The organism is Desulfobacterium sp. N47, from assembly GCF_051233685.1.
Classification (GTDB): domain Bacteria; phylum Desulfobacterota; class Desulfobacteria; order Desulfobacterales; family RPRI01; genus RPRI01.
In genome coordinates this window covers 50,536-77,235 of record NZ_JBAMMY010000206.1, presented here as the reverse complement: position 1 = coordinate 77,235, position 26,700 = coordinate 50,536, and the positions used below count along the sequence as shown (strand labels likewise).

22 protein-coding genes and 1 pseudogene are annotated in these 26,700 nt (G+C 42.2%); 14 read left to right on the top strand and 9 right to left on the bottom strand.

The window, feature by feature from the left end; all coding sequences use genetic code 11:
• From VXK47_RS13655 to VXK47_RS13630, 6 genes and pseudogenes are all read left to right on the top strand, one after another.
• A pseudogene (locus VXK47_RS13655) lies at nt 1-260 on the top strand (hypothetical protein); the annotation flags it as partial.
• A 12-nt stretch (nt 261-272) separates the two neighbouring features.
• On the top strand, nt 273-1,409 hold the full coding sequence (locus VXK47_RS13650) for an efflux RND transporter permease subunit (RefSeq protein WP_435549341.1): 1,137 nt from the start codon (nt 273-275) through the stop codon (nt 1,407-1,409).
• Nucleotides 1,406-2,434, top strand: coding sequence for a putative ABC transporter permease (locus tag VXK47_RS13645; protein WP_435549340.1), 1,029 nt, complete (start codon nt 1,406-1,408; stop codon nt 2,432-2,434). Before VXK47_RS13650 ends, VXK47_RS13645 begins: the two co-directional genes overlap by 4 nt.
• A complete protein-coding gene (locus tag VXK47_RS13640; protein WP_435549339.1) occupies nt 2,431-6,954 on the top strand; it encodes an acyl-CoA dehydratase activase in 4,524 nt (1,507 codons plus the stop codon). Before VXK47_RS13645 ends, VXK47_RS13640 begins: the two co-directional genes overlap by 4 nt.
• Before the next feature lie 50 nt (nt 6,955-7,004).
• Entirely contained in the window at nt 7,005-7,244 is a 240-nt protein-coding gene (locus VXK47_RS13635; RefSeq protein ID WP_435549338.1) for a hypothetical protein, read from the top strand.
• 146 nt (nt 7,245-7,390) lie between these two features.
• Entirely contained in the window at nt 7,391-8,134 is a 744-nt protein-coding gene (locus tag VXK47_RS13630) for a DUF6781 family protein (RefSeq protein ID WP_435549337.1), read from the top strand.
• On the opposite strand, the gene VXK47_RS13625 is transcribed toward VXK47_RS13630, so the two are convergent.
• Nucleotides 8,077-8,454, bottom strand: a complete 378-nt coding sequence (locus VXK47_RS13625; RefSeq protein WP_435549336.1) for a nickel-dependent hydrogenase large subunit — start codon at nt 8,452-8,454, stop codon at nt 8,077-8,079. The genes VXK47_RS13630 and VXK47_RS13625 overlap by 58 nt on opposite strands.
• A 516-nt stretch (nt 8,455-8,970) precedes the next feature.
• Here VXK47_RS13625 and crcB point away from each other — a divergent pair.
• The 3 genes from crcB (at nt 8,971) to VXK47_RS13610 (ending at nt 10,487) form a co-directional block, all read left to right on the top strand.
• Nucleotides 8,971-9,354, top strand: a complete 384-nt coding sequence (gene crcB / locus VXK47_RS13620) for a fluoride efflux transporter FluC (RefSeq protein WP_435549335.1) — start codon at nt 8,971-8,973, stop codon at nt 9,352-9,354.
• Between the two features lie 4 nt (nt 9,355-9,358).
• Nucleotides 9,359-9,703 carry a DUF190 domain-containing protein gene (locus tag VXK47_RS13615; protein WP_435549334.1) on the top strand — a complete coding sequence of 115 codons (345 nt, stop codon included), beginning with the start codon at nt 9,359-9,361 and terminating at the stop codon, nt 9,701-9,703.
• A 70-nt stretch (nt 9,704-9,773) separates the two neighbouring features.
• The gene (locus VXK47_RS13610) at nt 9,774-10,487 is read left to right on the top strand and encodes a PAS domain S-box protein (RefSeq protein WP_435549333.1); all 714 of its coding nucleotides are present in this window, start codon (nt 9,774-9,776) and stop codon (nt 10,485-10,487) included.
• Between the two features lie 173 nt (nt 10,488-10,660).
• On the opposite strand, the gene VXK47_RS13605 is transcribed toward VXK47_RS13610, so the two are convergent.
• Complete coding sequence (locus VXK47_RS13605) at nt 10,661-12,658, bottom strand: SUMF1/EgtB/PvdO family nonheme iron enzyme (protein WP_435549332.1); 1,998 nt, start codon at nt 12,656-12,658, stop codon at nt 10,661-10,663.
• A 115-nt stretch (nt 12,659-12,773) separates the two neighbouring features.
• Between VXK47_RS13605 and VXK47_RS13600 the strand changes: the two genes are divergently transcribed.
• Genes VXK47_RS13600 through VXK47_RS13590 form a run of 3 tightly spaced genes read left to right on the top strand, consistent with a single transcriptional unit; the run spans nt 12,774 to nt 15,591 of the window.
• Entirely contained in the window at nt 12,774-13,541 is a 768-nt protein-coding gene (locus VXK47_RS13600) for a ParA family protein (RefSeq protein WP_435549331.1), read from the top strand.
• 25 nt (nt 13,542-13,566) lie between these two features.
• Nucleotides 13,567-14,034 (top strand): hypothetical protein, encoded by a 468-nt coding sequence (locus VXK47_RS13595; RefSeq protein ID WP_435549330.1) that lies wholly within the window; start codon nt 13,567-13,569, stop codon nt 14,032-14,034.
• 39 nt (nt 14,035-14,073) lie between these two features.
• A complete protein-coding gene (locus VXK47_RS13590; protein ID WP_435549329.1) occupies nt 14,074-15,591 on the top strand; it encodes a hypothetical protein in 1,518 nt (505 codons plus the stop codon).
• A gap of 202 nt (nt 15,592-15,793) precedes the next feature.
• Here the strand turns inward: VXK47_RS13590 and VXK47_RS13585 are convergent, their stop codons facing one another.
• Nucleotides 15,794-16,552 carry a J domain-containing protein gene (locus VXK47_RS13585; protein ID WP_435549328.1) on the bottom strand — a complete coding sequence of 253 codons (759 nt, stop codon included), beginning with the start codon at nt 16,550-16,552 and terminating at the stop codon, nt 15,794-15,796.
• Between the two features lie 302 nt (nt 16,553-16,854).
• On the opposite strand from VXK47_RS13585, the gene VXK47_RS13580 reads away from it, so the two are divergent.
• Both VXK47_RS13580 and VXK47_RS13575 read left to right on the top strand, forming a co-directional pair.
• Nucleotides 16,855-18,351: a sensor domain-containing diguanylate cyclase gene (locus VXK47_RS13580; RefSeq protein WP_435549327.1), complete on the top strand. Its 1,497-nt coding sequence runs from the start codon at nt 16,855-16,857 to the stop codon at nt 18,349-18,351.
• Between the two features lie 92 nt (nt 18,352-18,443).
• Nucleotides 18,444-19,793 carry an HDOD domain-containing protein gene (locus VXK47_RS13575; protein WP_435549326.1) on the top strand — a complete coding sequence of 450 codons (1,350 nt, stop codon included), beginning with the start codon at nt 18,444-18,446 and terminating at the stop codon, nt 19,791-19,793.
• Between the two features lie 60 nt (nt 19,794-19,853).
• Here the strand turns inward: VXK47_RS13575 and VXK47_RS13570 are convergent, their stop codons facing one another.
• The 6 genes from VXK47_RS13570 to fliD are packed head-to-tail and all read right to left on the bottom strand — an operon-like array spanning nt 19,854 to nt 26,559.
• A complete protein-coding gene (locus VXK47_RS13570; RefSeq protein WP_435549325.1) occupies nt 19,854-21,416 on the bottom strand; it encodes an HD domain-containing phosphohydrolase in 1,563 nt (520 codons plus the stop codon).
• Between the two features lie 17 nt (nt 21,417-21,433).
• Entirely contained in the window at nt 21,434-22,117 is a 684-nt protein-coding gene (locus VXK47_RS13565; protein WP_435549324.1) for a response regulator, read from the bottom strand.
• A 10-nt stretch (nt 22,118-22,127) separates the two neighbouring features.
• A complete protein-coding gene (locus VXK47_RS13560; protein ID WP_435549323.1) occupies nt 22,128-22,481 on the bottom strand; it encodes a flagellar protein FlaG in 354 nt (117 codons plus the stop codon).
• Between the two features lie 36 nt (nt 22,482-22,517).
• The gene (locus VXK47_RS13555) at nt 22,518-22,949 is read right to left on the bottom strand and encodes a hypothetical protein (protein WP_435549322.1); all 432 of its coding nucleotides are present in this window, start codon (nt 22,947-22,949) and stop codon (nt 22,518-22,520) included.
• An 18-nt stretch (nt 22,950-22,967) separates the two neighbouring features.
• Nucleotides 22,968-23,414, bottom strand: coding sequence for a flagellar export chaperone FliS (fliS, locus tag VXK47_RS13550; protein ID WP_435549321.1), 447 nt, complete (start codon nt 23,412-23,414; stop codon nt 22,968-22,970).
• A 40-nt stretch (nt 23,415-23,454) separates the two neighbouring features.
• Nucleotides 23,455-26,559 (bottom strand): flagellar filament capping protein FliD, encoded by a 3,105-nt coding sequence (gene fliD, locus VXK47_RS13545; RefSeq protein ID WP_435549320.1) that lies wholly within the window; start codon nt 26,557-26,559, stop codon nt 23,455-23,457.
• Nucleotides 26,560-26,700 lie beyond the last annotated feature (141 nt).

The window sequence follows — 26,700 nt, the reverse complement described above, 5'->3', positions numbered from 1 at the left end:
AGTATCTGCATCGAAACAAGCCTTATATCCCGTGTTATGCAATACGGAAACATCTGGGTCTTCGAAATTCGAGCAATATTGGAGAGAAGATGAATGACCTCGTTGTTTCAGAGCGCCAAAAGCATAACGGAATGAGTTGGTCAAAACCGGGTTCTGTCGCTCTTGCTTCGCTAACAGCACTTAAAAGAAACCGAGAGACAGAGAACTGGCTCGAAAACCAAAAACTTGATTTCAAACTCGTTGCCAACTCGGCATGGTAGTTGTTGTGAGATATGGGTTTACTAACCGCACAGGTCGAAATATTTCATCTCGGTTTTGATGCTTATAAGGATCATGACGTAAGTGAGATTGAAGCCGCCGTAACAAAGGCCCTTTCCGTCAATGTTGGTTCCAGTGATGCTGTGAAACATATTTTAAACCATGGGGCCACACCCGGCGCAGTGGATGTCTCTGTCAGCAGAAAGAAACCGCGGCCGGAAGTGCTGGTTCGTCTTGACCGGGATAAGGCGGCGTCTCTTGGGTTGAATGTGGCGCTTGTCGCCGACGTATTGAGAACCAACTACTATGGATTCGATGATACCAAGTTCCGGGAGGCCGGTGACGACTTCGACATTGAACTGCGACTAAAAAAGGATCAGCGGGAAACGATTCGTGAAATCGGTGAAACCCCTATCACAACCCTGACCGGTCAGACCATTAAGCTCCGAAACGTCGCTTCTGTTCGTGAAGCCTTTGGGCCCGTTGAGATCGACCGGAAAAACAGGACCCGAGTCACCAAGGTTCAGGCGGGTGTCCAGGGCAGAGTTTTAGGGGATGTGGTACGAGATGTTCGAGAAAAGATGGCCTCTCTTGACCTGCCTCCCGGCGTTTCCATTGAATGGGGCGGGGAGGTGGAGGAACAGCGAAAAGCGTTCCGTGATCTGACCCTCCTTCTCATTCTTGGAATTGCCCTTGCCTACATGGTCATGGCAGGGGAGTTCGAGGATTTCGTTGATCCATTCATCATCATGTTTTCGGTTCCCTTCGCCTTCGTCGGAGTGATCTGGGCCTTCGTTGTCACGGCCACGCCGCTCAACCTGATGAGCTTTATCGGGGTGATCATGCTCATGGGCATTGTTGTAAAAAACGCCATTGTGCTCGTGGACTATACCAAGCAATTGAAAGCACGCGGGATGAGCCTAAACGAAGCGGTTGTTACGGGCGGCAAAACACGCCTGAGGCCGGTGCTCATGACGAGTCTCACAACAATATTCGGCATGCTCCCGTTGGCCCTTTCCAGGGGGGAGGGCTCTGAAATCTGGAATGCACTTGGCATCACGGTCATCGGGGGACTATTGGTCAGTGGTCTTGTGACATTGATTCTGGTACCTCTGGTGTATTCACTTGTTCACAGGAGCAGGGCGCAATGAAGACTGACATTTTAAGCATACTTTTTTCTTTTTCTTTTTTTTCCATACTTGGATGGATGCTTGAGGTCTCCTATCGTTCTTTCCGTGACAAACAGTTCGTCAACCCCGGCCTCTTAAAGGGACCGTATCTCATCCTTTACGGCACGGGCGCCTTGATACTCATGGGGGCGGTTTCCCTGTTCCAGGAATCCCATTTGATTACTAAAGCACTCGCCTACTTTGCGGTCACAACCGGACTTGAACTGATCTCGGGATTTATTGCCCGATACTTTTTTCATGTGCGCCTTTGGGACTATTCGGATCAGCGTTTTCATTATAAAGGCCATATCAGTCTTAAGTTTTCAATTTATTGGATATTGCTGGCGTTCGCTTTTGAGTATCTCATATCTCCTCCCTATCAAGGCATTCTCAATCAGCTTGCACCCGTTGTCAAAGGGGTCTTCGCCGCGGTTACGCTTTCAATAATGCTGGTGGATTTTTTGACGGTCTCTATCAGGAGCTTTCTCAGCCTGACGCCGGAAGAGAAAACCGCAATGGAGACACAATTCATAAACATGGCAAACCCGCTGATTGAACATCCGGAGGTTGCAAAACTTTCACAGTATGAACACCACAGGGGCAAGACCAGGTTGGAGCACGTAAAGGAGGTGGCGTACATAAGCTTTCTCTGGGGCAAGCGGCTTTCCCTGGATTGTGATTCGATCACCCGGGGTGCGCTGCTGCACGATCTCTTCTTCTACGACTGGCTACGCGAAGGACCCAGATTGCATGGTTTCAGGCACCATAATATCGCGCTTAAGAATGCGCGCAAAATAACCCCCCTTACTGAAAAAGAAGAGGATATTATCAAAAAACACATGTGGCCGCTTACCGTTGTACCACCGCGTTATATGGAGTCGCTTGTCGTTTCACTGGTGGATACATTTTGCTCTGCAAGAGATTATCTGCGCGTAAAGAATCATGACAAAACCGCGAAGGCAGCCGCTGTTTGCGTTAGTTCAGACTCAGGAGACAAACGGGTATGACAGAAAAGGCGGACAATCTCTTTTTTACCGGGATTGACATAGGCTCAACAACGGCCAAGGCGGTGGTCCTGGATAAAGAGGGCGGCATGGTGTTTTCCCGCTACTGTCGTCATCAGGGCAAGACGGTGGAAACAACACGGAGCATTTTCAAGGAGGCTCTTGAGAAACTGGGCGACGTGGAACTTGATTTGGCGGTTACCGGATCTGCCGGGATGGGCGCGGCCGAAGTCTTCGGGCTGCCATTTGTGCAGGAAGTGGTGGCCTCTGCGCACTTCATTGAAAAATTTCTTCCGGGAGTCAGAACTTTTATCGAAATCGGCGGTGAAGACTCCAAAGTCATATTTTTCGACGATAATGGTCGTCCCGATATCCGGATGAACGGCAGTTGCGCCGGGGGCACCGGCGCTTTTATTGATCAAATGGCAGTTCTTCTGGATATTGATGTATCGGAACTGAACACTCTGGCCGGAAAATCCGCGAATATTTATCCCATTGCATCCCGGTGCGGCGTTTTTGCCAAAACCGATATTCAGGCTCTGCTAAGCCGTCATGTATCCAAAGAAGATGTTGCGGCTTCCGTATTTCATTCGGTTGCCCTTCAGGTGATCACCGCCTTGTCCCGTGGACGGAATATGGAAAGAAAAATAGTTATGGGGGGCGGCCCGCTGACGTTTTATCCGAACCTGCGGAAAGCCTTTGCAAATCTGCTTGGCATTGAGCATCCGGATGACCTGGTCATTCCGGATCATCCGGAACTGCTTCCCGCCATGGGAGCGGCCATGGTGCGCAATGGCAAACCATGCCGGGGCCGGATCAGCAATTTTTTATCCATGTCAGGAAATGGCGTCAGCCATGTAACCAACAGCGGCACCAAAAGGCTGCCTACCCTGTTTACAAGCAAGTGCGAATTTGAGATATGGCAAAAAAGGCATGAGCGGAAGCTGGTTCCCAGGATTGACCTGCCTGAGGCAAAAGAAAAAGATCTTTTTTTAGGTGTGGATTCTGGATCAACCACCACCAAGATCGTCCTTGTCGATGGGGAAGGTAAACTGGTTTTGGGCTATTACGGCTCCAACAACGGCGATCCCGTCCAGGCGGTAAAAAAGGGATTGGCCGAATTCAGGGAAAAGTTTGTTTCTGTCGGCTTTCACCCGCGGATCGTCAGGACGGCCGCCACCGGCTATGGTGAAAGCCTGATAAGAGCCGCCTTTGGATTGAATGACGGCGTGGTTGAGACCATGGCGCATTACCGGGCGGCGCGGCACTTTGAACCGGATGTTTCCTTTATTCTGGATATCGGCGGGCAGGACATGAAGGCGATCTATATTCATGATCACGCCGTGGCTGAAATTCAGATCAATGAGGCCTGTTCATCAGGATGCGGTTCCTTTATTGAGACGTTTGCCCGTTCGCTTGGGTACAGTGTCCGGGAATTCGCTGAGATTGCATGTGACAACAATGCACCCTTTGATCTGGGAACCCGCTGCACCGTCTTCATGAACTCCAAAGTGAAGCAGGCGCTCCGGGAAGGGGCGACGGTCTCCGATATTTCGGCCGGTTTGGCGTATTCGGTTATTAAAAACGCCCTGTACAAGGTGCTGAGGCTAAAGGACGTCGATGTCCTGGGGAACAAAATCGTGGTTCAGGGCGGAACTTTTCGAAATTCAGCCGCATTACGCGCATTGGAGATGCTGCTGAACAAGGAGGTTATAAGGCCGGATATTTCCGAGCTGATGGGTGCATACGGCGCGGCCCTGACAGCCCTTTCAAATCATCGCGCGAATCTTGTGGAACCTGCTGCTCTACATCAAACACCACTTAAGAGTTCAGAGACGCCAATAGTGTTGCAGGAAGCAAATGGTTTGTTCCTCGAAAAGTTGGCGAAGGGAAGTGATTTTTCAAAAAAGGAAATCAGCTGCAAGGGCTGCGAAAACAGGTGCAGGGTTTTGAAGCTGACTTTCAACAATGGAAACCATTTTTATACGGGGAACCGATGCGAGCGGTGTTTCAGCAACAATCCGGATGTACAACACAAGGGAAAGAACCTGATCGATGATCAGATAAAGCTCTTGTTTGAACGAGACATGGAACCCGAAGGCGAGCCGATTCTCACCTACGGTATTCCCCGCTGCCTGAACATGTATGAAAACTTTCCATTCTGGTGTGCCTTTTTGACCACGTGCGGGTTCAGGGTGGTTCTCTCTTCTGAATCCGGTTTCAAACTTTACGAAAAGGGTTCCGCCACTGTCATGTCGGAAAACATCTGTTTTCCCGCCAAGCTTGCCCATGGTCACATTTTCGACCTTATCGGAAAAAAAGTCGACAGGATATTCTACCCTACCGTGGTCTATGAGCAGGAAGAATACGAAAATGCTTTAAATACTTATAATTGCCCGGTGGTTACCGGATATCCCGATCTTTTGAAAAGTGCGGTTAACCCTGAGCAAAAATTCGGGATTCCCCTGGATAACCCGGTTATCAGCCTTAAGGATTTCAATCTGCTGAAGGATCAGCTTTATCTATTCTTCAAACAGTCCGGAATCAATTACCGGACGGTGTCGGAAGGTGTCGAAAAGGGGATGGCGGCACAATCGGATTACAAGAAACAACTCAGGTCCATGGCGAAAACCCTGCTGAGCAAGGCGGATACCGGGGGGCGGACAACAGTTGTTCTTGCCGGCCGACCCTATCATGTGGACCCGCTTATCAACCACGGTATTCCGAATCTGTTGACGGAACTGGGCGTGGATGTCATCAGTGAAACGGCTGTCCCCTTAAATGCTGCAGATGCCGTTTCACTGGAAGATGTCAATGTCTTGACCCAGTGGAGCTATGCAAACAGACTGTACGCGGCGGCCGGGTGGGTAACGGACACGGCCAATGCCCAAATGGTTCAGTTGACCTCTTTTGGCTGCGGGCCGGATGCGGTTTCAACCGACGAGGTCAAAGAAATTTTGCGTTACGGCGGGAAAATCCATGGTTTGATCAAGATGGATGAAATCTCCAACCTGGGTGCCGTCAGGATCAGACTGCGCTCCATGCTGGAGGCGGTGAAAGAAAGAAACGGTAAAACGAGGGCCACAGGGGCCGGCAGATTGAAAAAAGACCGGGCGGTTGTGGAAGAAGACAGAAAGAGAATCCTGATCGCCCCCTATTTTTCACCCTTCTATTCGCCGCTGATCCCGTCCGCTTTCAGGCCCCTGGGTTACCGGGTGGAAGTCCTCCCGCCCCAGGATAGGGTATCGGTTGAATGGGGACTAAAAACCATCAACAACGACATGTGCTACCCCTCTATCCTGGTCGCCGGCGATATTATCAAGGCCTTCCGGTCAGGCCGCTACAACCCTGAAAATACCGCCGTTATTCTGACCCAGACCGGCGGGCAATGCCGGGCATCCTCATACGTGTCGCTTATCAGAAAAGGACTGGCCGCGTCCGGCCTGGATAATGTCCCTGTGATCAGTTTATCGGTTGAGGGGTTCGACGATCCCCAGCCGGGCCTTATAATCGATGAAAAGGGACTGGTCAAAAGGCTGGGCCTGGGAATTATTTTCGCAGATCCTCTGGCCAGGATGTATCTGTCCACAATGGTCAGGGAAAAGGTGCCCGGGACATCCAAAAAACTGCATGAAAAATACCTCTTTGAAGTGGAGACAGGCATCGAGAATGCAGATTATTATTGCCTTCTCAATCTTCTGAAAAAAGCCGTGGCGGACTTCAACCGGGTTGAGATCAACGACAAGACGGTCCCAAGAGTCGGGATCGTTGGAGAGATTTTCGTTAAATACAACTTTTTCTCCAACGGAAATATCATCGACTGGCTGTCCGGCCAGGGGGTGGAAGTGATCCTTCCTCCGATACAGAGTTTTTTCGCCCAGTGCTTTATCAATGAAACCTACAATCAAAAAGCCTTTTTTAAACGTTCCTTGACAGATCTTATCAAGTACCGGCTGCTGGAGATATACTCAGGGTACCACATCGGTCAGATCGATCGGGTCATGCAGGGATTTCGCTTTTACAAAAAGCCTCAGAACCTGAGAGAACTGGCCGAAATCACCGACGAGGTTGTCAGCCTGGCCAACCAGTTTGGCGAAGGGTGGCTTCTTACCGCCGAAATGATCGCCATGCTCAATGAAGGGATCGGCAACATCGTCTGTCTCCAGCCCTTCGGCTGCATTGCCAATCACATCACCGGAAAGGGGATGGAGAATAAACTCAGGGATATGTTCCCTCATTTGAATCTGCTTTCTCTCGACATGGATGCGGGGGCAAGCGAGGTCAATTTGCTGAACCGGCTCCACTTCATGGTAACAGCGGCCCGGGAACAGGTGGCCCGCGAGAAGGGGACGTTGGTCGGGCCGGAAACAGTTCAGCATTTTACCATTCCTAATGTATGGGCGCAAGAACTGTATATGTTCAACAATTACGCATCACTGGAGGTTGAAAAATGGAGAGCATGGGTGTCCGGTCTGGGATTGTGGGAAAAAGCGCGGAAAATCAGGCGAAGAATCAGCTTGTAACCATCGACATCATTAAATTTTAAGGAGGTCGCATCCATTCGGAAAATCAAGTGAAGGACCATATTGTTGAAGAAGTAAAGATTGCTAAAGAGACAGGAAAGATTACCTCGAAAAAGATTCATGAAATCGTCAGGAAGGCAGTGGCCGATGCTGTGTCCGAAGGCAAGTGTGGAGCGGAAGAAATCCGGCCCATCGTGAAGGATGCCATGTCTGCCGCCGTGGAAAGATTAAAGGCAGCCGAAGCGGATGTGGCGGAGAATATATCAAGGCTGCTTTGGAAGGAGCCGTAGAGGGTGTTCGTGTTCATAAGGATCAGGCTGTCGATGTTGTCAGAAAAGAGATGCGTGAAGTTGAAGAGAAACTCGCAACCTAAAAAATCAAACTGGCCCAATCTGTCAGGGACGCCCTTCAGGGAGCAAAAGAGGCGGGAGCCTTATTGCCCAAAGAGATCGGAACACGCATCGAAGCTCTTTCAGCCGACATCAAACTGAAGAGTACGGAGTTGTTCGGTCTGACTGAGCAGACTGTCAAGGAAGCCGTCAAACAGGCCATCGAGTCCGGCGAGAATGTGAAAGAGACCGTGGTTCAAATTGCCAGGGATGCCACGGAAAGGGCGCTTAAAGAGAGGCGGTTCACCGCTGACCGGGTGAAAAAAATTGCCGAAAAGGTCATTTCCGGCGCAGTGGAGGCCGCGGAGGAAGCGGGTAAAGAGGTCAAGGATGTTGCCCATGGCGCCTTTGAAGGGGCCCAGAAAGGGATCGCATCGGCATTGGAATCTATTGGAGACAAGACTAAGGAATTTGTCCACGAGGATCTTGCTCAAACAAAGGAAGACCTTGAGACGATTGAGAAGCTTTTTTTAGAGACTGCCGGCAGGGTGGCAAAACGCTCTGGAAAAACGGCAAGGGCAGTATCGGTCGATCTGGTTGAACAAACTGAAAGAACAACTTCTGTTTTAAGGGAAAAGACCGGTCATGCAACGGAAAAAGTTGCTGAAAGACTGAAGGAAGCCGGAAAAGAAGCCGTCAAAACGAGCGTGGAAACTGCCGACAAGCTCGCGTCATGGCCGAGGAGGCGATGGAGCTTGGGAAACGGTCCGTGGTCGTTGCAAAGGGGGCCATCTCATCCTTTGTATTTAAGAATGGCGGTAATATCGACAAAATCCAAAGCAGCCAACTGATAGAACTGCAACAGATAATCGTATAAGTGGTTTGCGCCCTGGATAAGGTTATGCATGATACGCCCGTTAGGCGGTACATTAAGCTTATATACACTTTCCTGAGCATAAGATGATGCAACAGCATGTGCATACGGGCATACTCCACAAATTCTTTGGGTAATCTGCTGTGCATCAAGCGGACTCCTTCCCTGCAGAAAAACCTCAAAGCCCCTAAACATTTCGCCCATACACCGTGCATCAACAATTTTATTGTTTTCAACAGTAGTTTCAATGTTCAGATGTCCTTCAATCCTTGTGACCGGACCAAGGTTTACTTTCATCAACGCCCTCCTCTGGATTAATATATTGATATTATCGGTATATTTTCCTGATTCTTTAGTATCCAATTATAGTTTTGCTTTATACATATTTCCAGGTAAACATGGCATAACTTACATAAAATAAATCGCCATATATTTGACATAAAGCAAATAATAACATTGAACATCTGATTTAATCATGATATTTATACAATAATTTTACACAAATAATGTAATATTATGAAAAAACTATTTTAATGTCGCAAATAATGTTCCAAACGAAATAATATCTGTTGATATAGATGAGCTCGAATTAAATCTAAATAAATAGGGTATAAAATTTATCTTTAGAGCCGATTGCAAATCTTACTATTCTGTCATTCCCGCAATGTTTCCGGGCGGGAATCCAGTTTGCAACTCTTTGAAATCATGGATACCCGATAAGAACATTCGGGCATGACAAAACGTTTTGCAATTATCTCTTTATACTTAATTGTGTGTTGACTCCTGATTTAAATTATTTAAAGCGAAGAAAATATGAGCAACATAATCATAGTAGGTATCGGTGGTTTTACAGGCGCAATTTTAAGATACCTTATTAGCGGATATATTCAAAATCTGGCACAAAAAGCTGCGTTTCCATATGGAACCCTTGCTGTAAATATTACCGGCTGTTTTCTAATTGGCTTATTCTCTCAGCTTGTTGAATCTCAGGCCGGGATATCTTCCGAACTTCGCACATTCCTTATAATCGGACTTTTAGGCGCTTATACTACATATTCTGCATTCAGCAATGAAACCATGAATCTATTGCAGAACCATCAGTTTTTCCTTGCGCTGATAAACGTCGGGACTCATTTATTTTTAGGGCTATCGGCAGTGTTACTTGGCAGATTTACAATAATAGCATTGTGGAGGTAGGAAAATGGAACTTCCGCCTGAAGGGAAGCTTCTTCGGATATTTATAGGAGAAAGTGATAAATATGAGGGGAAACCTTTGTATGAATGGATAGTAATTAAAGCTAAAGAACATGGTTTGGCAGGTGCTACCGCCATTCGGGGCTTGATGGGATTTGGTGCAAACAGCCGCATTCATACTTCGAAAATACTGCGTTTATCTCTTGATTTGCCGATCATTGTGGAAATTGTAGACACTCAAGAGAAAATTAAAGGGTTTCTTGCTATTCTGGAAAATGTAGTCAAAGAGGGTCTGATCACCCTGGAAAAAGCAGATATTCATTTATATAAAAGCGGAAATCAGGACAAATAAATCAGCTGGTCATATATACAGAAATCTTTGCATAAAAGGCAATTTTACAGTTTTTAACCGGAGGCTTATTATGAAGAATAAAAGTACTGAAATCACGATATCTGAAAATTCAACAACTGTGCGTTCGTCTTCTTCTGATACTCTTAGAACTGCTTCAGATTCTGTTTCTGATATTATATTTCAGGTAGATGCCAGAGGTCTTATAGTATTTATCAATGATTCAGTAAAATTATACGGTTATCAGCCCGAAGAGCTTAGCAAAGAAAATATTCTTGGCCTTGTCTGTGATGACGATAAAGAAAAAACGTCTGAATATATAAATAATATAGTTAATGGTATCATAAATAATGAATCTATTGAAATCGGGTTGTTAACAAAAGACAAGAAACGGGTTGATTTTAAATTATTCTGCACTATCGTAAATATGCCTTCCGATTCAAAAAATAAAAGCCGGGATATTTTGATGCGTATCCATGGCATTGCTATAGATATAAGCAACATAAAAAAAACAGCAAAAGATCAGGCTTACAGATATATGTTTCAGAATTTAATTGATTTAACCAGATCCAGTTGTCATGAATTAAGTCAGCCGATTACAATTTTGATGGGATATTCGGAAATGATGTTATCAAATATGGAAACAAACAATCCTTTATATAATAAACTGCTTGAAATAAATAAGCAGGCAGACAAAACAGATGAGATAATTCGCAGAATGCACAAAAAAATAAAATATATAACTGAAGATGATTTTTCCGGCAATGATATAATAGGCAAAATATAATTGATGAAACCATAAAAAGTCCATAGACCGCCATACCGGCGAAAGCCGGTATCCGGGACCTATGGAAATTGCCGGATGCCGAATCGGGTCCGGCATAACGAAACAGGCATTTTCCGACTTTTTACGAGACCATCATAATCGATGGATTTGCAAAAACCCAAACTAAGTCCTTTTTAATAAGCTATACATCGGAAACCCAGTATATTTGAGTGATTATCCGGTTCAATTTGGAATCGTGTAAAAAGCTTTATATCATTTCCTGAGATCCAGCAACCTCCTTTTACTACCATGAATTTCTCTAAACGGCTTGTAGTCCATTCGAAAACATTGCCCAGAGTATCTGCTATTCCAAAACCATTTTCAAACTCCCGGTAAAGGTCTACAGGGCTTGTTCCGCATATGGAACTTTCTTCTACGTTACAGGCTTCTTTCCTGAAACTTTCACCCCAAGGAAATGAATAACCTTTATCGGTTCTGGATGCCGCTTCCCATTCGTTTTCTGTAGGCAGCCTTTTGCCGGTCCAGGCAGCAAAAGCCATGGCATCCTCAAAGCTGACCTGAACTACGGGGTGATTTCGTTTTCTGTGTATTGTGCTTTTTGGTCCGCATGGTTGATACCAACAGGCACCTTCAATAGTTTTATAAGTAGTTGTAGCATTAAAAATAAGTTTTCCCATACCAGTTTGTCCGTCAAGTGTTTTTTCATAACGCCCAAAGTATACCTTCCCATAACCACGCTTTTCAGCAGTCGTTTTATAACCGGTTTTCTCTGCAAATACTTCAAATAGTGCATTTGTTACAGGATATTTACCCATATAGAAAGCCGGCAGATTAATGTTTCTTTCTAAGCATTCGTTTCTTTTAGGCTGCCTGCTGCCGATAATATAATTGCCTCCAGGGATAAGTATATATTGATTAAAGTATTTATCCATAGCAGCAAGAGAATGGTTGAATTCTTCAGCCAAAAGCTTGTCATTTTTTTTGCTGCCGGGCTTGCCATCGCTGATGTCATATTCTTCTTCCTGTAATGTTTCGTAAAAATTATTGCCGGTGTTATTCCCGTCATTATCAACTGTCCCGTCATTTTCTTCAAGATCTTCAGTGTCAATTTCTTCGATTATCTCAAGTTCATCATCATCTACGACATCTACTGCTTCTGCCATATCGGAAGAAGTAGAGCCAAAAGCGTCTCCACCTGCTCCATCTTTATCAGAATCACCTTTTAATCCGGATTCGCCTGCAGGACTTTCTTTCCCGCCATATTCAGTTTCAGAACCTGATTTGCCAGGAAGCCGGCCGGAAGAATCTTGTGTTGCCGTTTCAATATGTTCGTCTGTGTTTTCCTTGTTATCATCTTCTTTGGTTTCAATCTCAACTTCTTCTATGTCTTCATCTATAATTTCATATCCTTCTTCCAGCTCAACTATTTGCTCATCCGTTGTTTCATCAATTATAGCCTCCGGCAGTTCAGGATTATTTCCGGCATCGGTATTGTTTGCTGTTTCGGTTTCAGTAAATCCATCTCCACTTGCTGCTCCGGATGCAATCTCCTGTTTTGAATCTTTAGCTGTAGCGGATATACTGTTAAAATCATTTTGCACTGAATCGGAAGAACCTGCATGATTAAATCCGCCATATTTTTCCGACATAAGCCGTATCGTGTTTTTTAATTCTTCAAGTTTTTTCAGGTTATCTGCTGCATTTTCGTTTGAAATTTTTCCTGAATCTGACAATATTTTATCAATTGCATTTAAGGCCTTAGATACTTCATCCAGATTAACTGTCCCTTCATGACGGACTGTATTTATAAAAGCTTTCAGCGTATTGTCTTTTGCTTCGTCTGACATGCAAAAAGTATTGTTCGGGCCAATAATTATTCCTTCCGGATTATTATTTTGGGCATATTGTTTTTTCAGGTCGGTATTGATAGAAGATTTGAGGCTGTTAAAGTTTTTACGCTTGTTATTGATTGCGGCCGGATTGCTTTCTTCATTCCACAATAGCCTGATCAATTCGTCTGAATCGATTTCTTTCAAGGTTTCGACAGAACTGTCATCATGATAATACTCTCTGATAGTGTATGCAAGTCTGTACTTGAGGGCATTTTTATTTCGATAGTTAAGACTCTCGATTGCCTGCTCAATGCCTTTTAAAGTGATTACTTCATTCACATTAAACTCCTTTTTATCCTGCATATTTAAGCAAAGTCCGTACCATAACATTGCATTAAGCATGGCATATTATTTGCGTTAATTTGCATATTTTAGATACAGAGGAATTATTGATATGGGCCGTATTATCTGCATAACAGCCGGAAAAGATGGTGCAGGGAAAACTACCACAGCTATGAATCTATCGGCTGCATTTGCAATAGCCGAAAAAAAGTCTTTGCTTGTTGATTGTGATCCAATTGCTCATGCAACAACAGCTTTGGGAGTTAAAGGTATGCAGATAAAAGATTCTCTTTTTCAGGGAATGACAGGAAAAATAGAAGTTGATAAACTGATTATCAAAAAAGGGCCCGGGTTCCCGGACCTGATTCCGGGGGGATCGGATCTTTTCAGATTTCCAACCGGAACTGTTAATAATAAAGAATTTATTTTGCGCAATCTTCTGGCAGAAGTAAAAGATCAGTACGATTACATTGTTATCGATGCACCCCAGACACCGGTTATTCTGATGATAAATTCCTTTATTGCTGCTGAATCGCTGTTTGTAACCATACCGTGTGAATTTCTTTCTCTTGCTGGTGTTGGCTATTTGTTTGGTACATTTCAGATGATAAAAAAAGGATTCGGCCTTTATAATAACATAGACCGGATAATTCTGACAAAAACTGATACCCGGGACAAAGCTTCTGTTTTGATAGCAAAAGAATTAAGGCGTCGATTTAAAAACAAGATATTTGAAACCGCTATCCCAATATGTGCTGAGTTAAAGGATTCTCCGGCTTATGGTAAACCTGTTTTTTTGACTGATATAAAATCCGCAGGTGCAAGAAGTTATCTTAAACTGGCTTGTGAAATAATGGGACAATATCAAAAAGATAAATGAAATAATAATAAAGGAGAATTTATATATGAAAATAATAGATAAAGAAGTCATAAAAAACGGAGAGCAGGATCTGATAGATTCCATAAACGGTGATCTTGACTGGGGCACTGTTGAAGAAATATTCAGGCAACAGCACCGGATGAATATTGGTGATGATATTGAATATAAACAGGGTGATATCGTTGTATATAATGACCAGGTGGCTTACAGGCTGGAGTTTGATGTTAAGGTCAATTTTACTGTTTTATTAGATAGACAAGGAAACTGTCTTTTAGTTAAAACTCCCGAATGCGAGGAAGAATCCGGCAAGAATCTCAACGGACAAAATACAATACCTGATAATAATCTTTCCGGTGAAGACAACCATGGGAATGTAGATAATTACAGCGCTGCAATAACAGATAGTTCCGATAAAGCTGAAAATCAGGATACAAATAGCATACAGCAAAGAATAGAAGAGGCTGCGGCTGATGTTGCAGAGGCTGATATATAAAATTAATGTTATTAAAATACATACTTTTTAGGAATATATATGGATAATAAAAATAGCGATTTGGCTGTTATTAACAATAAATTTAACGAGATTCTTACCCGCCATATCAAACAGCTATTACATTCGCATTATGATAGTTTCGGATTGTCTTTTAAATTACAGGAGCTTTCCTGTCTGGTACTTATTCAGGAACAGATTGCCGCCCAAGCGGATAATTTTCCGGTTTGTCTTAATAATTTTTCTAAGGAGAAATTATTTGATGAGGTATCAGACTTAGGCATGGAAAGCGGCGCTGAACTTGACATGGCTTTTGAAAAATTGATTGCAAAGGAATTCATTTGCCTTGATGATGATAAACATATCTGTGTAAATAAACTGACACAATCTGTTACTCTTCTGCTTGACCGTATTTATCCTAAGATGTGCGGAATGAATCTTGTGGCTTATATAATTCAGACCATGGATGAAGTAATATCAGGCCGTAAAGATCTTGCTTTGGCTCTAAATCAATTTGATCAGACTTTGCAACTGCATGGGGTTCTGCTGGAACAACAAAAGGAAAATCAGAAACATAAAAAAGCCGGATCTCCACTTTTGGGTACTAAAAATATAAATTATAAAAAAGCTGAGTCCTATACCCGGGACCTATCAATTTCTAGTAAAAATAAATTTGGAACCGATAATAACAGCAGTATTATCAGATCAGGAAATTTAATTAAGTCAATTTATTCTCCTTTTTCAGAACCCGGCATAACACCGGAGCCGAAGAAGAAAGAAGTAAAAGTAATCGAAGAAATTTCTTTTAAAGATAAAGAAAATATTGAACCCGGTAAAAATAATTCAGAGGAATCCCCAATAGACTTACATGCAATATCTCCTGATGAAAAATTAATTAAAAAAGAGATAATTGATAACAAGAAACTCAATACACGCGGAAGCGAAACCACAGAACGTATAAATTCAGAAAAGTCTTTTGAACCTGACACAGAAAGCAATATACCTAAAGCCACCGGCTTGAAAGAATTACCTGAAAATAAAAAAATAATAATTCCGACAGAGATCCGCAATAAGATGTCAGATGCTGACGCATTGCCTGTATCTGATGGAACAGGGGTTGAAAACAACCCGCTTAAAAGCTTTGAAAGTGAGGATGATATAGTTGAAAACCGGATCGCTGCTTTTGAAGAAGAGCTGGCAATGCAATGCCCGATTTGCAACTCCGGGAAAGTAATTTCAAATTTAACCTTAAAGAATAAGGAGTACTTCAGATGTTCCAACAAACAATGCAGTTTTATCAGCTGGGGAAAACCTGTTTACAAGTCATGCCCGAAATGCAGCAATAATTTTCTTATTGAAAGCATTCTAAGCAACGGGCAGAAGGTGCTGCGATGCCCAAGAGCAACATGCCATTATACCATTGATATTAATGGAGACATAGAGCATGGAACTTCTGATAGATATACTTCAATAATTGACAAATCCGGCCAAAAAGCTAACCCTTCCCAATTGCCGGTTAAAAGAGCTGCCGGAAAGAGGGTTGTTCGGAGAAGAAAATAGATAATCAGAAATAATTATGTTGACAAATAATTTGTCAGATTGATCCGAATTGACAATAAGCCGTCGGCAGATGTCAACAATATGACATAAATACGGATAATAAAAAAACTCCTTCTGCCTTGTTCTGCCGGTAACTATGTTTTCAAATACTTCAGTTAAAAAAATTAATTTCAGCACAGCATTAATACCGGAAGGCAATATTCTAATTATTCTTAAATGCAGCCTTGCGGTTATGTAAATGCAGTTTTTTTACCAATATTTCCATATCCATTGACATCAGTATCCCTTTTTCCACAAAGAATTCACCTATGGGGCGCTGGAGACTTCGTTGCTTTCCAAGAAGCGCCAATCGTTGAAAAGAAGTCAAATAACCCTTTGAGCAGGCATATTCAACAAATCGTTTATCATATTTTTGCTCAAGAGAACGTTGTTTCAGTATAGCATGTATATCGTTTTTGCTGAGGATTCCCCATTTGATAGCTATCTGACCAACCGGAGGACGCTGCATTTTTTGCCGGGTCAATGCATCAATAAGTGTTTTCCATGATACTATACCTGAGTAATATAGAAATTGTCCTATCAGCAGTTTACGCTTTGGGAGAAGCCCTCTGTAAAAATGATCGGCAGGTTTACCGCCATCACTTGAAGCTGAACATTTAGTCTTATTTTCTTTATTAATGCTGTTGCTGGCATTATTGGCTAATGGTTTGAAATGATTCAATACTTTTTGAAGCGTTTCATAGGCCAGGCTAACTTCAATAAATTGATCATTTAATTCTTTTTTCATTTTACCTACAATTAAATAACGATCAGGATGCGTTTCAAGAGCTTTTTTCCGGTAAGCGGTTTTTAGCGTCATTGGAGGGATGCCAATTATAGTGTTAATTGAAACGCCCACTGCTGGCCCGAATATTACGCTATAAGCATTTAAAATATCTTGTTTATGTAAAACGATCGGCAAAATTCACCCTCCTTGATACAGGATATAATTTCAAAGTATTTAATAAAACAATTTTTGTTTTGCGCCTTAATTATTTTTCAGCATTCGAATTATATGCATAATTGGTGCCTTAACAGAAAGATTTATATAGCATAATTTATGAAATGAAAAGGATATCTTTAAATATTTTTGAATTGGTATAATAGTTGCTTAATTATTCACAACATTGGATATTCCCAATTTGTGAATAATTAAGAATTTATTGCATGATCAAGAAAAACATAAAAACGATCACTTAGTAAAGGAGTTAAAAAGAAATTAAGATGGTTGAAAAAATTTTTGTTATCAGCAACAGGGATACTGATCTTAATCATATCAGAGGTCTGCTCGATTCTAAAAAATATGATATTTTCACATACACACATTCATGTAATGTTGAAGAGTTAATTATTTCCGGCGATTATGCTGCTATTATTGCAGACTACGATTTTGTGGAAGATAGAGTTACTAAGTGGATAGATATACTGCATGAAAATAAATCCGGATTATGTTTGATTCTTTATGGTAAAAAAAGCAGTACTGATAATATAGCAGAAATACTCCGAAAAGGGGTTTATGGATTTATTCCGCGGTCCCAGCTTGCTCAACGCATATGCGATACGCTTGCAGACGGTCTGGAAAACCGCAGGGCTTTTGTCGAAATCCTGACGATGATGGATAAACAGAAAAATATAAATGAAAGACTTAAGAAGGAAAAGATTGCTCTAAGGGAAAAGAATCAGAAACTGGATTTTATCAACCGCTTCAGCTATGAGGTTGCCTATGATTTGAGCTGGAAACGTATTCTTTCTAAAATAATTAATGCCGGATTTTTGAATATAATTGATTCTGAAAATATATCCGTTCTTTATAGAATAGGAAACGATTGGAATTTTTCATGCTATTTGCCGGGCATATTGAGTGATAATAGCGCCGCAGATAAAATGAAGGAGGATATTTGCGAAAAATTCTCATCAATTACAGGAGAAAAAATATTAACTAAAGATGTTTCGGTTTCCGTTTGCTCATCAGAGGGAAAAGAAGTTGAAAATATTCCAATTTTATCATCCAATCACTTGGTTATGCCTTTAATCTATAGGAAACGTCCGTTGGGAGTACTTGTTATACTTCCAAAACAAAATCAAAAATTAAAAAACAAAAACAGTGAAATTTTATCTACTATTATAAATATCCTGGTTATGTCTCTAAACAATGCGCAAAAATATCAAAGAGCTATAAATATGAGCATCAGGGATGGTCTCACAGGCGTCTATAATCATAAGGGTTTTAAAGAATTTATTGATAACGAGTTTCAAAAGGCCAGAAGATACGGCAGATCAGTTTCCCTGATAATGATTGATGTAGACGACTTTAAAGTCATTAATGATGCATTAGGTCATCCGGCAGGAGATTTTGTTCTGATTGAACTGGCAACCCGTATAAAAAGTTCCTTAAGAAAAACCGATATATTAGTCAGATACGGAGGAGACGAGTTTGCAATAATTCTTCCAGATACAAAAACAAAAGACGCAGAAGTACTTATAGAAAGAATTATAGCTTCTATTAAGCATGATTTCTTCGAGTGGAAACAGAAAAAGATTATGGGAAATATAAGCTACGGCATTGCTGCAATTGGTGAATTAGGACTTATGGATAATGCTAAAGATCTAATCGCTTTGGCAGACTCAAGACTTTATAATACGAAGCGGCTGCTAAACGAATATTCTCCCATTACTTGCAACGGAGGTTTTTCAGCTTTAGGAAGTTATTCGGTTTCCTGATATCATATCAAAGCAGTATAAATCTAAAGGAATGCAGCACCACTTAAGAATAGTAAGTTTTTTAAAAAGCCGTAATATAAAGGATAATAATAGTGAGAAAGCAGCTTGTTTTTTCCGGCAACTATGTCGTAAGCAAAGAAAAAAATATAATTCTGGAAGCATGTTTGGGCTCATGCATAGGGGTCGCCATCTGGGATAAAGAAGCAAAGGTAGGTGGGTTGATTCATCTGCTGCTTCCGGAATGGACCGGATACGGAGAAAACACAAAGCCCTTGATTTATGCGAAAACCGGCCTGCCGATTTTCATTAATGCCTTATGCGAGGCAGGCGCAGACAAAAAACGTATGAAAGCATGTGTGGCGGGAGGAGCCCTTATCGGGCCAATATCTCAATTAGATATCGATCTTAATATCGGCGGCAGAACTTCCGAAATTGTCCAGAAAATTCTTTCTGATGAATCTATAACGGTTTGTCAGTCCGAAACCGGCGGAATGTTTGGATATCGGCTGAGTATTGAATTAAAATCATTAAATAGTTCAATCAATCTTATTGCGGATATACCACCGCAAAAGGATAAGGATTTTAAAACCCCTGCACCGGATGATATTCTTCATTCGATAAATATGGTAAGACCGATTCCTCAAATTATCCTTAAAATTGTACAGATGATAAGCGATGGGAATTATAATATTGATGATGTTGCCCTTGACATCAAAAAAGATCAGGTTATCACTGCGGCAATTTTAAGATTGTGCAGTTCATCTTATCTTGGTTTAATGGAAAAAGTAACCTCCATTAACCGCGCGCTTGCTTTATTAGGAGAAAAACGTCTTTTTAAAATAATTGTATCCGCTTCTATAGAACTATATTTTTCAAACCCACTGCAAGGGTATTCTCTGTGTAAAGGGGCGCTATTCCACCATTCTCTCGGCACAGCGGTTATTGCCGAAGAACTGGCCAAGTTTACCGGGATTGTCAAACCTGAGATAGCATATACTGCCGGACTTTTACACGACATAGGAAAGGTTGTTCTGGATCAGTACATATCATCTGCATATCCTCTTTTCTATCGGCGGACACAGATTGATATGGCAGAACTTAATGAAGCTGAAAAAGAGATTGCCGGAATTAGCCACTCCGAAGCCGGGGGTTTCCTGGGAGAACGCTGGTTATTAAATGAAACTCTTACAGATATGATCAGATACCATCACCAGCCGGAATTTGCAACTGCGAGCCCCGAATTGGCCCACGTGGTTTATCTGGCGGATTTGTTGATGACAAAATTCCAGGCAGGACAGGAATTAGCATCTCTTGATAAAGGGGATATTCCCTTAAGACTGAATAATATAGGGTTAACATCTTCACAGTTTCCCGCCATTGTCGGACTGATTCCCCAGCACGTACTGGAAGGAACAATAAATCTTCCTGCCTTTACTCACTAATTGCTGTCTTTTTTGGCTTTATGCTTTTTCCGACTGGCTCGTAAACAGCTCGCCCTTTTACTAGTTTTTGTGTAATTCTCTGTAGAAGGACAGATAATGTTCCTGCTCTATGGGGTCGTTATTTACTTCAGTTAGTAAAGTTTGAAAATCGTTTCGATTATAGCTCTCGAAGAATGCATCCACTACTGTTGGGTCAAACTGACTGCCCGAATTTTCCCTGATAATATTTAATGCAACATAATCCTCCATTTTTCTCCTGTAAGAACGATCTGAAGTCAGTGCATCATAAACATCCGCTACAGACAGAATGCGCGAAAGTATCGGGATATCTTCTTTTTTAAGACCATCAGGATATCCTTTGCCGTCAAATCGCTCATGATGGTGGTGAATTATTTTGCATTCGTCAAACCACATGCATAGTTGCCCTATAATATTGCTGCCGATAATGGGATGTTTTTTAATTATATCATACTCTTCATCCGACAGCTTTCCCGGTTTCAGGAGAATACTGTCCGGGGTTCCAATTTTACCTATATCATGCAGTAAGCCGCAAATGTTCAGTTTTTCAATATCTTCCTGTGAGCATCCTATTGTATTGCCTATCGATCTTGCATACAAAGACACCCTGTATGAATGTTGTTTTGTGTAAGGGTCTTTTGCCTCGATAATTTTAACAAATGCATAAAGTGTTGAAAAAAGATTTTCAAATATATTTTCGTAAAGAACCTGATTTTCTACCAGAGACGATGCTTTATTCAACAGAAAATTCATATAATAAAGGTCTTTTTTTATAAAATAACGCGATTTATCTTTGTTAAACAATACAAGAATGCCGAATACGTTTGATTTGATTTTGAGAGGAATAGCCATAGTACTGTTGTATTTATTATTGCTCTTGATAATAAGAGGTATCCCTTCATCTGCAACCTTTTTGATATTATGTTTTACAATAGTTTCAATTCCCGCAGTATGACCATTATCGTTTTTTGGATAAAACGCAAGAATGGTCGGATCATTATGGTTTTTGTCGAAGAAACAAAAATAGGCTTCATCGCATTTAGTAATTTCACTTGCCAGCTCAACAAGAGTATTTAAAAGACCACTTGTTCCCTGTGGATTTTCCAGTTTCCGGAGAATGAGGTTTATAACTTCAACTTCCTTAACTTTTTGCTGTAATTCCAGGTTTATTTTTACAATTTCCCGGTTTTTTTCAGTGGCCTCTTTCAGCAATATACTGTTAACAAACAGCTCCCTTTCTTTCATCACCCGCTGGATAGTTTGCGGAATTTTAGACATTTCAAACGGTTTGGTTAAAAAATCAACAACCCCGTTTTTTAATGTTTTTATAGCATTATCTGCTGTAGGATGTCCGGTGATCATTACAATTGGTATAGTATTGTCATAAAGATGGATTTGTTTGGCAAGCTCTATTCCATCAATTTCAGGCATTGAAATATCTAAAAAACAACAGTCGATCTTTTGCTGTTTGATAATTTCGAGGGCAATAAGTCCGTTGGTTTCAGTTATTATTCTGTAACTGGTAGTAGCTTCAAGGTATTCCTTAAAAATATGCAGTATGGAATATTCATCATCAACAATTATTATATTTAGACATTCTTTCATAGATAGCTCTTTTTATGTTATTTTTCACTGCTCAACAAATTCAGGTAATGATTTTTGAATGTCTTGAATTCACTTTCTGTCAGCAGGCCTTTTTCCATCAAAGATGAAAGTGCTTGTAATTTATCTATATAATTGTCTGGCATGGAATCATTGTAAAGGTGATGAAGGCCTGCCATACCGGAAGAGAAAAAATTCAGACTTTTTATCTTTTCAGACTTATGTTTCCGGTTATTTAAAAGCATTAATTCCTGATATACTTCTTTCAATTTTCTTGTCAGCTCTTTATTCTCTCTGTTTAGTTTTATTTTATCCGAAGCTCTGTTGATTACTATTTTGATCTCTCCCATTTTACATGGCTTCATTATATAATCATAGGCGCCTTCTCTTACAGCCGCTATTGCAGTTTCCAGAGAGGCATAACCGGTAACAATAATAACAAGAGTATCCGGATCTTTTTTCTTTGCATGCTTTAAAACATCCAGCCCGCCGATATTTGGCATAATAAGATCGGTTATAATCAGATCAAAAGATTCATTTTTAATCATACTTATAGCCTCAGCTCCGTCATAACATACCGAAACCGATCTTTCCTGTTCATCCATTAAAGCCAGATCCTTTAATATATCAGCGATTACTTTATCATCATCGATAATAAGTATTTTAACAGGATTATATATTTCAGTTAATTCAGATTCGGACATAGCAGCCGCATCATACCTTTTTATCCAGAATAAGACCTATTGTTTCTTCAAGCTTTGCAGACAAATCAAGTGCTTCCGAAGAAGGAATTTCTCTTATAACTTCACCGGTATCCTCGTTAACAACTGATATCAAGATCTTACCGGAAGCTTTATGAACTGAAAATGATAAATCAATATTCTGGAGGACTTTCATTTTATTTTGCAGGTCTGCAAGCATTCCATCAGTATTTGTTATTTTTGCAGACTTTTGTTCTTCTGCGGATTTTTTGTTTTCTTCCACAGGAATCTGATCCTGAACTGAAACATTTGACCGTGATAAAGAATTTAGATTTTTTCCTGCTAATGAAACAGATTCTGACAACATCCCCATCACCTCCTTTTCTTGCTAAATCATCAGAGCTTATCTTCTGGCATCCAGATATCTTGGAATTTTATTCCCTTTTGCCCCATATCCTTTAGCAGCATGTCTTACATTATTTATTTTAAGAAGCTCTTCTTTAATGCTCCTGCTTTCTTCTTTAACCATTATCGTTATACTTTCATCAATCGGCGCAATTTGTTCGAATATATTTTTTATACTCTCGAGATAATTGTGAAATATTTCCTTAAATTTACCAGAACCAGGGCGTATGAATTTCTGAACAGATATATCTATATTTTTAATCTTGTTTATACAGTCCTGTCTTTTAGAGATAAAATCAATAATATGTTTCTCTTTTTTCTGTATCAATGTCTCTTGCATTTCCCTCGTAGCAGAAAGGTATTGACTAGCAAGAATGAATTTTTTTTCCAGGAGCAGTTCAATATCATTTTCTTTACCGGAATGGTTCATATGTTTATTACTCCAATATCATGCACTCATATAGTTGGAAGCCTGACGCATTCTTTCTCTGTCAAGTTCAATTGATCCGGGCTGAATTTTCTTGCGCTGTCCGTTTATGATTTCTTCCCAGGCCGATAAAAGTTCCGACAATATTCCTATAACTTCATCAAATCCACCGATATCTTTGTTTATATCCGCCTGAAGAATTTTTGTGTTCATGTACTTATAGAGCTCCGCCAGATTTTTGGCAATGGCACCGCCTTTTTCGAAATTAAGTGAGCATAAAAGTTCATCAATAAAATTCATGGCCTTTTGCAAAGCTTTACACTTACTCTCGTAGTTATTTTCCTTATATTTCTGTTTTGCGATTTTAAGCTGATCTATAGCTCCTTCGTAACACATCAATACCAATTTTCCAGGATCTGCGGTGATTACGGTTGTTTTGCGATAAGTCTGTATACCGTTATTGTACATTTAGCCCTCCTCAAATTTTATTAACTCTCTTATTTCATTCCTATCCGTTGTTTAGCGCAGTTATCTGGCTGGCAAGCCAGTCGCTCTGGCTCTTGATCTTGGAAAGAGCTGTTTCCATAACCACAAACCGGTTGATCATCATTTCCTGCTTCTGGCTCAAATTGGCTTCCATCTGTTCAATCTGGGTGGTAAAGCCATTGATGTTGTTCTGAAGGGATGTTTGCTTATAGGTTACATATCCGTCAGAGGTATCGGTAATAAAACCGAGTTGACGATTCAGCAATTCGGCAACGCCCAGAGTCAGGTTGAATGTGGCCGACTCCGCGGTTGATCCGGTATAGTTGATGGAAAGCCCATCGGCGTTATTACCGTCACTGTCAACACTCAAGGTTTGGCCGCTCCCGACAGCGGCAATACCGTTGATAGTGCCGGCAACATTTTTGCCGTAAACCTGAGCGGCGTTAGTTAATCCCAGGGGGTCGCCTGCACTGGTCTGGGACACCACCAGGACTTGACCGGTACCATAGGTGTTATGAGTCAAAACGAGTTCGTTTGATGCGGATTTGGAAGCGGTAATGTTCATGGCGTACCGGCCCTCGGTGGTGGCGCTGACCGTTCCAAAATCCAGCCCATTCAACCCGGCTGTCTGTGTGTCTATCGCAAAGGAAAGCTGACTGTCCCCGGCCAGCCTGTCTGTTATAACCAGCTTACCGCTGCCGTCTAAGGCAGCGGTGACCTCATCATTAAACATATCTTCAATGTTTTTCAGGAGATCGCCGACTGTCGCGGTAGCCGTATCGCTAATGGTATAGCTTCCCGAAACATTTTGCCCATTTCTTCTTGTGCCTGAAAAGGTGATCACATCCCCATTGTCGGCGCCGCTGACCGCACTGAATAAGGTTGACGCGGACTTACCGGTGGCGCCGTCTCCTGCAAGCACTTCGGTATGTTCCTGGGTAAACTCGGAATTGAGGGCATTAACCACATCATCAATGTTCATGGTACTGTCAAGGCTGACGGTTGCTTTTCTACCGGTGGAAAACTCTTCAATATTCACCGCGACCGGCTCGGAGAGGGTGCCGGCAAGAGACTTTGATCCGGTAACCGTAGTCTTGGTGGCCGGCTGTGTAATTTCGACGTTATAGGTCCCACCCTGGGTCGCACTGGTATGGCTGATATAGGACAGATTCGGGGTGGAACCGGCCCCATAGGCTGAAAAGAGGTTTCTGACGTCTCCATAATTCGTTTCTAAGGCATTGGTGAGCTTTTCGTCATCAATAGTCAGGTTGATTTTATTATTTTTGCCTTCTTCGTCTTTCGCCAGATCCAGGGTAATTCCGATTAGCGAGAGCCGGTTAAAGTTGCCGGAGAGGCCGGTTATGGTTTTGGTGACCGTATTGATCAGTTCGGACTTGACGGAGGAAAGGGTGCCGTCGCCAAACAGTATCCCGCCGGTCTTTTTATTCGCCTCATCATATGTAAACTGGGTACTGATATAATCCATGATCTTGTTAAAGTTGTCCGCCAGGCTATTGATTTTGCTTTTTATCGTGCTCAGGTCGCGCTCCACCGCTACACTGAGCGTGGTATCGGGGTCTGCTCCTACAAGATTCAGGGTTGTACCTTCAATAACATCGGTAATCGTATTGGATGCCTTGGTTATGGTTACATTGTCAACCACAATCTCGGCGTCCTCTCCAGCTGCCACCTGCATGGAACGACCTTCGGTGGATACGGAGATATCACCGAAGTCGAGAGTGCCGTGGCCTTCATTGTTGGCGATCAGGGATAGCGAAAGTTGGCTGTCACCGGCCGTGCCGTCGGTAATGATAATCTTCCCGTCGGAAGAAATACTGGCCACAGCCGTCCGGCCTGTGCCGAACCCATCGGCAGCATTATTGATTTTATCTAACAGGTCCTGAACACTTCCATCGGTTCCGACGGTAAAGGTAATTTTATAACCGTTTACATCTGTGCCGATCCGGGTGCCATCTCCCCTGGTTCCTGTTATGGTAATCGTATCACCATTAACAACATTCGAATCTGAGCCGTTGGACCAGATGTCGGTTAACAGTGTCCCTGCTGTAATTACTGTAGAGCCATCGCCGTTTGTATTAAGTGCCGACTCCTGGGACTGTATTGCTTGTGTAGTTCCGTATGTCCCTTTCAAGATGCCCAAGGTTTGAAGCACATTGCTGTTATCTGTAAAGGAGGTCGTGCCGCTGATATCGATCCGGTACTTTGTTTCCCCGTCAATGGTTTCAGAAACAACGGAGGCTGATATCCCGTTAAGGGCATCTATCTTTTGGGCAATGGTCGTCAGGGACTCGTCGGGGCTGGAAAGATCAATGAATACCGAAGAATTCCCGCCGATGGTAACATTGGTGGCACCCGGTGCGTTGGGCAATCCCAACAAGGTTTTTACTGCCACGTTAGAGCCGGCGAACAAGTCGCTTTTGGCCCCATCACTGGTGGTAGTTTTGATAGTGGTGGCAGCGCTGATAAAACCCATGCTTTGAAGGATATTGTTTCCGCCGCTATGAGCCGCTTCGAGCACGCTGAGCCCGTCCTCGCCGGTTGTGTCGCTGGTCAATATCAGATGGTGATTGTCGGCGGCGTGCGAAACAATGCTGGCGGTTACCTTGGAAGGGTTTGCCCCGGTATTGACAGCGTTTATTTTTTCCTTGACGTCTGTCAGGCTGTCGGTGGAAACGATGCTCACAATTTTTCCCGAAACCAGGATATCTCCGGTCAAACCCAGGGATGTTGCGGTGTCTGAATAATCTTTTGAAGAGATTTTTTCCGATTGGGCAACATTGTTCACTTTAATGTTGTGTACAGCAGGGGATGCCGAGGAACTGGCGGTAACATTCACCAGGTTTGAGGCCGAGGTGCTCGTGTTAGAGGTGGTGCTGACTTTAAATGCATTAAAGGCGCTTTGATTGCTGATAGCCTGGGAGGCTGTTTTGAGCGCAAGCAACATGGTATTGACGCCCTGCCACGCGCTAAGCTTGGTTTGTGTGTCCGTCTTTTTGGTGGTAACCAAATCAACTTTTTTGTGCTCAATGGCTATCAATTGGTCAACCATCGTCCGCCAGTCAAACCCGCTCGAAAGTCCTGATATGAGATTTGTGCTTGAAGACATATCTCCCTCAAATTTATTAAACTGTTATCCCCCTGAATAAAAGCCGGAAAATAATTCCTTCTCTTACACTGTTTATCGGAAATATTTGTCCAAAACTTGAATATTTTATATTCTGATATAACAAATTCCGCCAATACCGGA